This is a genomic window from Streptomyces sp. NPDC054783 (assembly GCF_053611725.1).
This window is the reverse complement of record NZ_JBSHAY010000076.1, coordinates 1-12,086: the sequence shown is the minus strand read 5'-3', so window position 1 is coordinate 12,086 and position 12,086 is coordinate 1. Positions and strand designations below refer to the sequence as shown.

8 protein-coding genes and 2 pseudogenes are annotated in these 12,086 nt (G+C 69.9%); 7 read left to right on the top strand and 3 right to left on the bottom strand.

Going from position 1 to position 12,086, the window contains the following annotated elements:
- Positions 1-712, bottom strand: a 712-nt coding sequence (locus tag ACWGJ5_RS45990) for an aminotransferase class I/II-fold pyridoxal phosphate-dependent enzyme (RefSeq protein ID WP_453315550.1), incomplete at its 3' end; no start/stop codon positions are given.
- A 939-nt stretch (positions 713-1,651) separates the two neighbouring features.
- Here ACWGJ5_RS45990 and nhaA point away from each other — a divergent pair.
- Positions 1,652-3,532, top strand: a complete 1,881-nt coding sequence (gene nhaA / locus ACWGJ5_RS45985; RefSeq protein WP_453315549.1) for a Na+/H+ antiporter NhaA — start codon at positions 1,652-1,654, stop codon at positions 3,530-3,532.
- On the opposite strand, the pseudogene ACWGJ5_RS45980 reads toward nhaA, so the two are convergent.
- Positions 3,466-4,818 (bottom strand): annotated as a pseudogene (locus ACWGJ5_RS45980) (helix-hairpin-helix domain-containing protein); the annotation flags it as partial. The gene nhaA and the pseudogene ACWGJ5_RS45980 sit on opposite strands and share 67 nt — an antisense overlap.
- Before the next feature lie 460 nt (positions 4,819-5,278).
- On the opposite strand from ACWGJ5_RS45980, the gene ACWGJ5_RS45975 reads away from it, so the two are divergent.
- From ACWGJ5_RS45975 to ACWGJ5_RS45955, 5 genes are all read left to right on the top strand, one after another.
- Positions 5,279-5,929: a class I SAM-dependent methyltransferase gene (locus ACWGJ5_RS45975; RefSeq protein WP_453315548.1), complete on the top strand. Its 651-nt coding sequence runs from the start codon at positions 5,279-5,281 to the stop codon at positions 5,927-5,929.
- A 745-nt stretch (positions 5,930-6,674) separates the two neighbouring features.
- Positions 6,675-8,402 (top strand): HAMP domain-containing protein, encoded by a 1,728-nt coding sequence (locus tag ACWGJ5_RS45970; protein ID WP_453315547.1) that lies wholly within the window; start codon positions 6,675-6,677, stop codon positions 8,400-8,402.
- 64 nt (positions 8,403-8,466) lie between these two features.
- Positions 8,467-9,714, top strand: coding sequence for a poly-gamma-glutamate synthase PgsB (gene pgsB / locus ACWGJ5_RS45965; RefSeq protein ID WP_453315546.1), 1,248 nt, complete (start codon positions 8,467-8,469; stop codon positions 9,712-9,714).
- Positions 9,711-10,193, top strand: a complete 483-nt coding sequence (locus ACWGJ5_RS45960) for a poly-gamma-glutamate biosynthesis protein PgsC/CapC (protein WP_453315545.1) — start codon at positions 9,711-9,713, stop codon at positions 10,191-10,193. Before pgsB ends, ACWGJ5_RS45960 begins: the two co-directional genes overlap by 4 nt.
- A 53-nt stretch (positions 10,194-10,246) precedes the next feature.
- Positions 10,247-11,338: an NlpC/P60 family protein gene (locus tag ACWGJ5_RS45955; RefSeq protein ID WP_453315544.1), complete on the top strand. Its 1,092-nt coding sequence runs from the start codon at positions 10,247-10,249 to the stop codon at positions 11,336-11,338.
- Positions 11,339-11,482: 144 nt separating this feature from the next.
- Here ACWGJ5_RS45955 and ACWGJ5_RS45950 read toward each other — a convergent pair.
- Positions 11,483-11,758 (bottom strand): annotated as a pseudogene (locus ACWGJ5_RS45950) (zeta toxin family protein); the annotation flags it as partial.
- Positions 11,759-11,984: 226 nt separating this feature from the next.
- On the opposite strand from ACWGJ5_RS45950, the gene ACWGJ5_RS45945 reads away from it, so the two are divergent.
- Positions 11,985-12,086 (top strand): cold-shock protein (locus ACWGJ5_RS45945; protein ID WP_453315551.1); only part of this gene is annotated, 102 nt, incomplete at its 3' end.

Sequence of the window (12,086 nt, the reverse complement as noted above, 5' to 3'; positions counted from 1 at the left end):
CGCCATGGTCGTCGACGTAGAGGGGCGGGGTGCGCAGACCGGCGTTCGCCAGCAGGTCGCGATACAGGTCGAGTCCGTACGCCTCGACCGCCACCCCTCGCACGCGCCGCACCCTGAGCGCCTGCGCCATCAGCGCCAGGCCGTGGTAGAAACCGGAACAGATGACGATCCGCTCCGGCTCGGCGTACACCCCGCGGGCCCGCGCCAGATAGTCCGCGAGTGCGGTGCGCAGCTCCATCCGGCCGCGGGCGTCGCCGTAGCCGAAGGCGTCGTGTGGCGCGGCGGTCAAAGCCCGGCGGGCCATGGTGAGCCACTGCGTGCGCGGAAAGGTCGCGAGGTCCGGTGCACCAGTCCACAGGCCATACCGGCGAGGGGGCTCGTCCGGCCTCGCGCGAAGAGCGTCGGGCGCGGGCCTGTGCGGCTCGACCCGGGTGGCCACCCGGGTCCCGGAGCCCTGCTGGGCGGTGAGCCAGCCCTCAGCGACCAGCTCGGCGTAGGCCTCGACCACGGTGTGACGCGAGACGCCGAGATCCGCGCAGAGTGAGCGGGAGGCCGGCAGCCGACTGCCGGGCGCCAGACGCCCCGTGCGCACGGCCTCCCTCAAGGCGTCCGTGAGCCCTGCGCGCAGCCCGGGGCCGCGCAGCTCCAGATGCAGGTCGGCACCGAACGCCGGGGGCGGACCAACCGCGGAATTGGTCCGAGAATCTGCCATGTAAATGAACCGTACTCCCAAACCATCGACTGACCAGTCGTCACTCCGCGTGACTCGACTGCTTCAGGTGATCTTCTCGCCAATTGCCGTGAACATCCGCCAACTGGCGTGAACGGTCACAGGAAGTCACGGTCATCGATGGAGCGCTCGAGAGCTTCCGTCCACGCTCGCGCGCACCGATCGGGACACCGTCGCCGGCACGGTGTGCAACCTGACCCCGCGCAGCTCGCCCTGCTCACAACCGACCTCGCACAAGGGCTGCTGCACCTCACTGCCGAACCTCTGCCACTGACGGAGGGACCGGTCGCATTCGAGCAGGTGACAGCTGGCCGAGAACTGGTGCTCATACCCCGAGCCGCGCGCATGAGGCAGCGCCACGTGACCCCAACCGTGTGGTTTCCGGGGAGGCAGGGCCGGGGCGTGAGAGATGGTGGCACCGCCACCGAGAGAGACACGAGCCTCGGCTGTGTCTGCAGCTCTTCACTGGGTGGTCATGCGGGCAGCGAGGTTGTCGCTCCAGTCGTCATTGGCCTACTGCGGTCACCGTTGGGCCGTCGTGGTGTCCCGGATATGCGAAAACCCCCAGGGTCGACGAGGCGACCCGCCGGGTGCGCGCGGCGCTGTCCGGCCCGGTGGAACTCCCGGAGCCGATGTCATAAGCGATCTTCCCTCGTTCCCAGAGGGCTTTCCTGTGGGCGGGCCGGCCTTCCAATCGGCACCTCGCGGCGGACGGGCCGGACGAGTGCGACGCAACAGCGTATGCCGGGCCGCATGTTCCAGGGCCTGGACCGAGCCGGCGAGGCCCCCGAGAGGCTGCCGTTGCCGTTGCCGTTGCCGCGGCCAGGACACCCGAACCTGCCGGACTGCAAAACCCCGCGGCCGACACACCGGCTCTCCGTCCGCAGGCCCTCAGCCACGCCTCGGATGAGAATCTGACCCATGTCCCGTGAACCAGACGCTTACACAGGCCAGACGCTGTGCAGCAGCGGATCGCGTTCCCCGCTGCGTACCTTCTTGCGCACCGAGACCGGTGGCGCCGCCGTCCTGGTCGTCGCCGCGCTCGCCGCACTCGTCTGGGCCAACGCAGCACCCTCGGGTTACACGTCGTTCTGGGACACCCGCCTGTCTGTCCGCTTCGGCACGTACGGGATCTCGCAGGGCCTGCGAGAGTGGGTCAACAGCGGCCTGATGACGCTCTTCTTCTTCGTCGTCGGTCTGGAGGCACGCCGCGAGTTCGACATGGGCGAACTGCGCGAGCGCAAGCGGCTCGCGCTGCCGCTGGTCGCGGGGCTCAGCGGCATGATCGTGCCCATCGCCCTCTACCTCGCCATCAACGCCGGACACGGCAGCGAGCAGGGCTGGGGTGCGGCGATGTCCACTGACACCGCGTTCGCCCTGGGCGTGCTGGCCGTCGCGGGCCGCGGCATGCCGCCCGGGCTGCGGGTCTTCATCCTCCTGCTGACCGTGGTCGATGACTTCCTCTCCCTCGGCGTCATCGCCTTCGCCTACAGCGACCGCATCACCGTGCCCGCACTCGTCGTCGCCATCGGCACCCTCGCACTCGTCGTGCTCAGCCTGCGACTCGGCGTACGCCACGGCAGTGTGTACTTGCTGCTGGGCGTTGTCGCCTGGGTCGCCCTGTTCGAGTCGGGTGTGGACCCGGTCGTGATCGGTCTCGCCCTGGGGCTGCTCACCTACGCCTACCCTGCCTCGCGCGCCGGCCTGGAACACGCGAGCGGCCTGTTCCGGCTGTTCCGTGAGCAGCCCACTGCGGAACTGGAGCGGTCCGTCCGCGCCGGCATCGCCTCGGCGATCTCCCCCAACGACCGCCTGCAGCGGATCTACCACCCCTGGAGCAGCTACCTGGTCGTGCCGCTGTTCGCCCTGGCCAATGCCGGCATCGAGATCAGCAGCGACCAACTGGCACGAGCCTTCACCTCGCCTGTCACCCTGGGCATCCTCGTCGCCTACGTCCTGGGCAAGCCGCTGGGTGTCGTCGGGGCTTGTGCGCTTGCCACGCTCGCCTCCCGCGGGCGGCTGCGCCTCCCGGTCGGCTGGGGAGCGGCAACCGCCGGCGGCGCGCTGTGCGGGCTCGGGTTCACCGTTTCCCTGCTCATCGCGACCCTCGCCTTCCACGGTGCACGCCTCGACGAGGCCAAGCTCGGCATCCTCGCCACACTCGTCTGCTCCTTCCTGACAGCCCGGCTCGTCATCGCAGCCATCGGCCTTCTGCCGCCTTTGCTGCGGCTCCGGGCCCTGCTCGGGAAGGCGGAGACGATCGTCGACCTGGCCGTGCCGGTCGACCCCGACCGCGATCACATCCGCGGGCCCCACCACGCCCCTGTGACCGTCGTGGAGTACGGCGACTACGAATGCCCCCACTGCGGGCAGGCCGAGCCCGTCGTCCGTGAACTCCTCGCCGACTTCGGAGACCTGCGCTACGTGTGGCGCCACCTCCCCCTCACTGACGTGCACATCCACGCCCAACTCGCCGCCGAAGCCTCCGAAGCAGCCGCACGCCAGGGCCGCTTCTGGGACATGCACGACCTGCTGCTCAGCCATCAAGAAGCCCTGCGCATCGAGGACCTGTACGCCCATGCGGCTGCCGTCGGCCTGGATGCGGAGCGATTCGAACGAGACATGCGCGTCCACGTTGACGCAGCCCGCATCGCCGAGAACGTCGAGTCAGCCGACCTCAGCAGCGTGGCCGGCACGCCCACCTTCTTCATCAACGGCCGCAGACACCACGGCGCCTACGACCTCACCAGCCTCACCGCTGCCGTCCGCGCAGCCCGTGAACGCGCCTCCGTCACCACCTGACGGACGACGGCAGAGGGACGTCGCCGTGAGCCATCGGGCAACAGGTCGGCGTACGGGTGCAGGCGGGCCCCGGCGGTTCCGTCGGCCGGAGTGCGCTGCGGGGTGACCGGCTGGGCCGGGCTGGTGCGGCCGAGCAGGTCGAGGGCGGCCTGGGGTCCGTGGTCGCGGCGGGCGGCAGCCACCTCGTCCAGGTCCCAGACCATCTCGCCGACGACGGTGCGGCGCGGGCCGCGCGCCTCCACCTGGCCACGTACCAACAGCAGACCGGAAAGGCACACGGTGTGCGCGACGCGCTCATGGGAGTCCTCGAAGAAGGCGATGTCGACAAGGCCGGAGCCTTCCTCCAGCGTGCAGAAGATGACCCGCTTGCCGGACGGGATGCGCGGCGTTTGCGTGGAGGCCCGCACCCCGGCGACGAGGACCTTCTGCCCGGGCACCATGCCACGTAGGTGGGCGGCGTCGGTCGGGCCGAGCTCGCGCAGCAGCCGGTGGCGGTGCTCCACCAGACGCCGGCTTACGTCGATGGAGAGGGTGTCGAGTTCGGCGCCGAGCTTGTCGCGGCTGGTCATTTCCGGCAGCCCGCTCGGTCCGGCGGTCACCAGCTCGCCGCCCAGCGGCAGCTGCCCGTCGGTGGCGGTGCGGTTGCGGGACTGCCGGTGCAGCTCGGTGGCCTGCAGCAGCAGATCCCGCCGGGTCGGGCCGGGGGAGAGGGCGTCGAGGGCACCGATACGGATCAGGCGCTGCGCGAGCGGCAGGGACGGGCGAGCGCGCAGCCACACGTCCCGCAGTCCGGCGTAGGGCTGGTCGGCCGTCAGGCGGGCGGTCTCCGCCTCGCTGACGCCCTTGACCGTGGAGAACGCCGGGCGCACCCCCCATCCCTGACCGGTCTGCTCCACTGTGCTGTTTGCGGGAGTGGTTGACGTGGACCGGGAGCACTGGGACGCCGTGGCGGCGGGCGTCGGCGACGATGACCCGGCGCAGCCACATGCCCGGATCGTGCTCCAGCAGCCCCGCGAACAGATACGCCGGGAAGTGCGCCTTCAGATGCGCGGACTGCAGAGCGGGGACGGCGGAAGCCACCGCCTGGGCACGGCAGAAGCCACCGCCTGGGCACGGCAGAAGCCGTACGCGCCGAAGGAAGAGACGGTCTTCCACACCTCGTCCAGCGCGTCCTTGGTGTAGCCGCGCTCGCGGGCCGTACGACGGAACCAGGCCTCGACCTTCGGCAGCCGGTCGGGGTCGGTCAGGGCGCGGCGGGCGACATCGCCGACGGCACGGTCGCAGCCTTAACCCACCAGGTCACGCGAGGTCGCTGCCCAGTAATCACCAGTGAAGTTCTTCTGCCCCTTGAACGCGATGAATTTCCGAGCGGGAGGCACGCTCGAAGGGCTCGTCCCAGTAGCGGGCCAGTGGAACCGAACTGCTCAACGCCGTCGACCCCGACGAACCCTACGTGGACGGCCGAAGCGTATCCCCAGTCAGGTACCGCCTCAGCAGGCTCGCCCACGAACGCCTCCCCACCGCCGTGGACCCTGCATTCTGAGGGTGGGGCACCCCGCAGGGCCCCATGACCCGAACGCGGAAGACGTCACCTCAACGAGCGACGCCCGCGGGTCGGCGAGGACGTTTCCAGGCACTCAAGACACTTGACCTTGCCCAGAGGTGAAGGCCGACAGTGCCTGTGGCGACCAAGCCGGCGAGCTGAGTCCATTCGGCTCTGCCCGAACCCGGACGAGAGGAACCCGCATGGACGACGACGCTCTCCTGGCAGAGCAGGTGGCTTACTACCGGGCTGGCGCGGCCGAATACGACCGGCCCTACGAAGAGTACGAGGTCTTGCAGGAGTTGTTGGCTGTCGTCGATGACCTCCCGATTGCCGGGGATGTGCTGGAGCTGGCCTGCGGAACCGGCCAGTGGACCCCGAGGCTCGCCGCGCGGGCGCAGTCGGTGACGGCTGTCGATGCGTCAGCCGAAGTGCTCGCCCTCGCTCGTGCGCGCACGGCATCCCCCACCGTTCAGTTCCTCCAGGCAGACCTGTTCCAGTGGCAGCCGCCACGACGCTACGACACCGTGTTCTTCGCCTTCTGGCTCTCCCATGTCCCACCGGCGCGGTTGCCCCACTTCTGGAACACCGTCGCCAGCGCGCTCGCGCCGGGCGGCAAAACAATCTTCATCGACGACGGCCCCGCCGCAGCGGCGTACGAGGAAGTCCTCGCGAACCAGGCAGCCCCGGCGGCGCTGCGCCGGCTCGATGACGGCAGCCAGTACCGCATCGTGAAGGTATTCCACGATGCCCAGACCCTCGCGGACGACCTCGCAATGCTGGGGTGGTCGGTCCACATCCGGACCATGACAGGGAACTACATCGGCATTGCAGAACCGCCGACCATCCCCTGACCAAACCACGTAGGCCCCGGGGGCAGGAGGCCGCTGGATGCTGACATGCAGACCAGTGACGGGGATGCCGACCGTAGTCGAGGCCGTCGAGTCAGCGATCAGCAGGGCTTGTCGCCGCGTCGGGGACCGGTCTCGGGGCTCGTTCGTGAATCCGTGGTTCAACTGCATGATGGGCAGAGCCCATTCATGGGTTCCGCTCGATTCGTATGGCGCCCATCACAGGCTCAACTGCTCGGAAATTTGCGGTTGTCGATGAACCCGGCCGCAGCTTCCCTCGTCTTGGAGGTCGCCTGCCGCTGCGGTTGCGAACGTCGTACCCGGGTCTGTCGTGGACGCCGCCGGCACCCCCGTACATGGCGTGTTCTCACTGTTCAGGAGTGGTCTCATGCAGGCAGGGAAGCCCGCCCGTCACCCCCGCAAGGCGCGACGGCGGCGCGCGGACATGCCGCTGCTCGGCGGTGTCCGCCCGCCCATAGCCCTGTTACTGAGCCTCTTGGTGGCCGTTTGCACCCTTACCATATTCACTGTCGGGAACTCAAGGGATCGCGGAGTATCCCGCTCTGTCTCCGAATCCCAGGCGGATATCGCGGCCGATTCCGGGCGTTCCCTGGGAGCTTCTCTGGAGCAGAGCGCGCAGGATCTGCACGACGCCGTCGGACTGCTCGGTCGGGGCACCCGGAAATCCCCTGACGCGGTCCTGACGTCTCTCACGAACGTCTACTCCAAGTGGCGCGGGCTCGCCGTCGTGGACACCGGCTCGGGCCGGCTGCTCGCCGCGCGCGGGGAGACCGTGCCGCTCGACGGCCTGACCGAGGCCGACCGTGGCAGCGGTGGACTGCGGCCCCGACTCGTCGCCGGGCGCTCCGGCGCCCCCCGGCTGCTGTCCTTCGCCTACCTCGACGGGGCCGGAGACAAGAGCTGGCTGGTGGTCTCGTCCGCGACGCTCCGGCTGCCGAGTGAGGAGGGTTCCCGCTCCACCTTCGTCACCGACAGCGGCGGTCGCGTCATCGCCGCCGTCGGCACGAGCGCCACAAACACCGGGTTGCGTACGGCTGTTGAGGAGGGAAAGGTCGACCTGCGCCGCGCAGGCCGGGGTTATCTCGTCATCGGGCGCGCGGAAGTGCCCGACGGGGACCGCGTACGAGGGCTCGGGCTCTCCGTGGCCACGGCGGTTCCGGTACCGGTGGGAACCGCTGCGCGCGGTGACAGCCTCGTCGGCCTCGCGGCGGCGAGCGCGCTGCTCGCGCTTGGCGTCCTTGTCACGTGGCTGCTGATCCGTCACGTGCAGCGCCCGCTGCTCCGACTGCACCAGGAAGCCCGCCGCCTCGCAGGCGGGGACGTGAAACTTCCGGTATCGGTGCGCGGGTGGGGGGAAGCCGCACGGGTCGGACGGTCCCTGGAGTCTCTGCGCTGCCAGCTCGCCGGGGAGACCGTTGCCGCCGGCTCGCCCCCCGCCCCATCCCGCCGCGCTGGTCTGCGCAGCGTCGTCCTGTCCTGTGCCGTCCTCGTCACGGCCTGGGCCGTGGCGCTTCCTTTGCTCACCCTCGCCGAAGGGCGGGCGCAGGTGCCGGCGCAGGCCGTGCAGGACCAACGGCACCGAGCCCAGGCCGCCGCCGACCGTGTCCGGCGCACCCTCGACGAGAGCGTCACCGACCTGTCCGCGATCGCCCAGCTCGCCGTCGACAGCCGCGGCGGCATCGCCGACGTACTGGACGAGCAGCTGCCCCGGCACGGAGCGTGGCGCTCCCTCTACCTCGTGGACGCGGACGGCGACGTCATCGCACGCTCTGGCAGGGCCCCGTACGGAATCGATCGCGCTGCCGCCGCGAAGTCCGTGAAACCGGGTGCGCCCGCCGTGCTCCAGCTCAACCGCTCGGGCACGATGCCGCTCTCGGCGGCCGTGGTGCCCGTGGGCGACGGCAGGCGCAAGCTCTTCGCGGAGCTGCGGCCGGACGTCTTCAACGAAGTCCTGACCCGCCCCGGTCTCGGCCGATCCTGGCTGGTCGACGTGCGGCGAAGGATCATCGCTTCCAACGGGGGCTTCATCGCCTTCAGCTCACTGCCGGGCCATGGACGCACCACCCTCGCCGCCGACGAACAGGTGGGCGGGACACCGGCCGTCGCCGGCTTGCACTGGCGGGTCGTCACGCACAAGCCGCTGTCCTGGACACGCCTCGCCGCGTATGAGACCGAGCGGCACGCCTGGCTGGCCGGACTGCTCGCCTTCACCGTGACGCTGCTCTGCCTGGGCTGGCTGGAACTGGCCGTACTACGTCCACTGCGCGCCCTCGATCGCTCGGCGGCGGCACTCGCCTCGGGCGACCGGACCAGTGTGGTCTACCCCCTCCACCACGACGAGGTGGGCTCCGTGGCCCGCAGCCTCGAACTCATCCGGCAGCGGCTGGTCACGGAGGAACGCAGGCGGCGGCGCGACAACGCCCCCGCGACCGCGCCCCAGCCCCAGAGCACCTGAGTCGCTCCCATACCAGAGCACCTGAGCCGCTCCCGCCGAGAGCCCGCCCCCGAGAAGCAAGGTCATGCTCTTTCTCTACAGCGTCTTCCTCGTATGCTCCCTCGGCCTCCTGATCGCCGGCATGGTCGAACAGCGCAGGCACTACGACAACCTCGACGCGATTCCCCAGCGCGTGCTGGTCAACGGCATCCGCGGCAAGAGTTCCATCACCCGGCTGTGCGCCGGTGCCTTGCGCGGCGGCGGCCTTGTCACCGTCGCCAAGACCACCGGCACGGCCGCCCGTTTCATCCACCCGGACGCCACCGAGGAGCCGGTCTACCGCAAGTTCGGCATCGCCAACGTGGTCGAGCAGATCGGCATCGTGCGGCGCGCCGCCGCGTACACACCGGACGCGCTGGTCATGGAGTGCATGGCGGTCATGCCGGCCCTCCAGGAGGTCAACCAGACCAAGCTGATCCGCTCCACGATCGGCGTGCTGTGCAACGTACGCGAGGACCATCTCGCCGAGATGGGCCCCACCCTCGACGACGTGGCCCGCTCGCTGTCCCGCTCGATGCCCGTCGGCGGCGTCTGCGTCACCGCGGAACGCGACCGGCTGCACATCCTCCAGGAGGAGGCCGCCAAGCGGAACTGCGAGCTGATCAGCGTCGACCCGGAGTCGGTCACCGACGAGGAGATGGGCGGCTTCTCCTGGTTCACGTTCAAGGAGAACGTCGCCATCGCGCTCGCCGTCGCCCAACTCCTCGGTGTGGAAAGGAAAACGGCCCTCAAGGGCATGTACGACGCCCCTCCTGACCCCGGTGTCCTCTCCGTCGAGAAGTACCGCACGCCCCAGGGCAGCACGCTCGGCTTCGCCAACGTGTTCGCGGCCAACGACCCCGAGTCGACGCTCATGAACGTCAACCAGCTCCTCGAACTCGGGGCGATCCAGCGCCCCCTGCACGTCGTCATCAACTGCCGCCCCGACCGCGTCGAACGCAACGGCCAAATGGGCCAGATCGTCCCCGAGCTGGCCCCCGACACGGTCTTCCTGATCGGTCACCCCACCAAGAGCGCCCGAGAGGGCATCCCCGGCGACTGGGGCGGACGGATCGTCGACCTCGGCGGCGACGACCGCGACCCGGACGACCTCACCGCCGACCTGCTCACCGCCCTCCAGGGCGAGGCGTCCCTCGTCGCCGTCGGCAACATCCACGGTCAGGGCGAGCGGCTGCTGGAACGGCTCGCCCAACTCCCTTCCGTCGACCCCGAGTCGGCCGCCCTCGGTACTACCCGCATCCCCGCCCAGCGCACCGGAGACAACGACCAGTGACCCCCGTCCACCTCAGCCCGGACATGGCCGCGATCGGTATCTCGCTCGGGCTACTCTTCTCCCTGATCTGCTACCTCGTCACCAACCTCTCCCCGGGGGGCATGATCACCCCCGGCTGGCTGGCGCTGATCCTCGTCGGGGACTGGCGGCTGTTCCTCATGGTACTTGCCGTGACCGCACTGACGTACGGCTGCACTCGTCTGCTGCAGAGCCTCGTGATCCTTTACGGCAAGAGGCTGTTCGCGGCGGTGGTTCTGTGCGGCGTGCTGATCCAGGCGACGGGTTACCTGATCCTCCAGCACCAGTTCCCGTACCTCTTCGGTCACCAGACACTCGGCTACATCGTGCCGGGTCTCATCGCCTACCAACTGGTGCGCCAGCCGCCGCGCGCCACCCTCCTCGCCACGTCCACGGTCACCCTCGGCGCGTACGTCGTCCTCGCCACCGGCCTCCTGCTGGGCGCACTGCCCGGTAGGTGACCCGGTATTCCAAGCGCCTGCTGTCCCCACACGGAAGGGAACCCCCACCTGCCATGGCCGCCGCCTCTGCCGCCCGACGCAAGCGCAAGCAACGGCTCTCCCTCGCCCTCCTCGCAGCCCTGGCCATCACTGCCGGCCTGCTCGCCCGCCAACTGCACACAGACAGCGGCCAGGCCGCCGCCGGCACGGTGCACCTCGGCCAGGACCGGCTGCCCCCCACCCGTGCCCACGGCCTCCACTACGACCGCCTCACCGACCCCGCCCGCACAGTTGTCCGGGACGGCTCCGGCACCGTAGTCGCCACCCTCACCGATGGAGCCCGCACCGCCGTCCTCACCGGCACCGACCGCACCTTCACCGAGCCTCGCACCACCACGGCGCGCCTGGTCACGGACAGCTGGGTGCGCCTGATGCCGCGCACGTGGTCAGCCGGCCAGGAACGGTCGAAGTGGTTCGCCACCTGGCTGCGCACCAACCGCGGCAGCACCAAGCCGGACGTCCTCGCCGTGGCCCTGCAGTACCGGGCGGGCGAGAAGCCCCTCAAGGACGCGAAGGGCGTCCGGTACGCGGGAGCGGCGACGTACGGCGCAGCCGGTGACGAGAACCCGAAACCGGAGAAGGGCCAGAAGCAGGAAGCTGACAAGGCGGGCAAGACCACCCGCCCCGCCTCTGACTTCTACCAGTACCTGGGCCTCGCCTGGACCTTCCCCGACCACCACACCGTGCACCCCGACAAGGAGAGCTACGGCACCGTGGGCCCATCGGGTTACGTGCGGCTCGTCTACGGCTATCGGGAGGGCTACCCGCTGCTCCGCCGGGACGACAAGGGCCCCGGCCTTCCCCGCACCGCCGACGCGATGGCCACGGTCGGCCCCGGCATCCCGGTGCTCCGGGGCAAGAACGCCCCCGCGGCTTTGAGCAAGCTCCAACCAGGCGACCTGGTCTTCTTCGCCGCCGACCACAGCCAGGACCACCGCCTCGACCACGTCGGCATCTACCTCGGCCTGGACGACGACGGCCACCCGCGCTTCATCTCCAGCCGCGCATCGGCAGGCGGCCCCACCTTCGGCGACCACGGCGGCACGGCCCGCTTGGACGGCAACGGTCTGTACGCGCAGGGGCTGCGGGCGGCGAAGAGACTGTAGACCCTGCGAAACACACGGTCCCGGCCCGGCCGCGGGGCGGGGGCCGCGTCTCCGATCGTGCGGGCCATCCGCAGGACACGGGCCCCGCAGTGCGGTCGCGCCGGTCGAGAACAAGAAGCGGCGAGGGTGAGCAGATGAAACTTGCGGCCGTACGGCCAGTACCACCAGCTCGACCGGGTAGCCGGCGCTGGAGCAGGCAGCCGCGCTGTCGATGACGTCGTTCACGGTGCCCAGGACGGCCTCGATGAGGAGGCCGCCGCGCCGCGCCCGCACGTACTCTTCGGCCTGTGCGAACCAGGCCCGGTAGTCGGTGCGGATGGCCGCGCCGGCATTGCGGGGCTGGTGCTCCATCAGCTCCCAGCAGTCCGGGTGGGCGGCCTTGAATCCGTCGCCGGTCAGGCGCGTGATGCCGGACCGCATGGATCGGCGCCGCGTCGGTGGCCGCAAACGCCTTCAGGCGCTCGCCCCAGACGGGTCGTTTCCCTCTGGCGCCGACCGAATGCGCGGTGTAGCGTCGCGGTGGTTGTCGTGGGTCATCGTTCCTGCCCGTACCGCGAGGTACGGGCGTTTTGTTGTGCGGGGTGTGACCAGGGCGACCACTGCGGGTCTGCATGGTGTGGACCCGGTTCGACCGAGAGGTAGATGCATGGCCAGCGGTACCGTGAAGTGGTTCAACGCCGAGAAGGGTTTCGGTTTCATCCAGCAGGACGGCGGAGGCCCGGATGTCTTCGCGCACTACTCCAACATC

Excerpts from the sequence above, each read along its gene's own strand:
- nhaA (WP_453315549.1), top strand. The coding sequence starts at position 1,652 with ATGTCCCGTGAACCAGACGCTTACACAGGCCAGACGCTGTGCAGCAGC.
- ACWGJ5_RS45975 (WP_453315548.1), top strand. The coding sequence starts at position 5,279 with ATGGACGACGACGCTCTCCTGGCAGAGCAGGTGGCTTACTACCGGGCT.
- pgsB (WP_453315546.1), top strand. The coding sequence starts at position 8,467 with ATGCTCTTTCTCTACAGCGTCTTCCTCGTATGCTCCCTCGGCCTCCTG.
- ACWGJ5_RS45955 (WP_453315544.1), top strand. The coding sequence starts at position 10,247 with ATGGCCGCCGCCTCTGCCGCCCGACGCAAGCGCAAGCAACGGCTCTCC.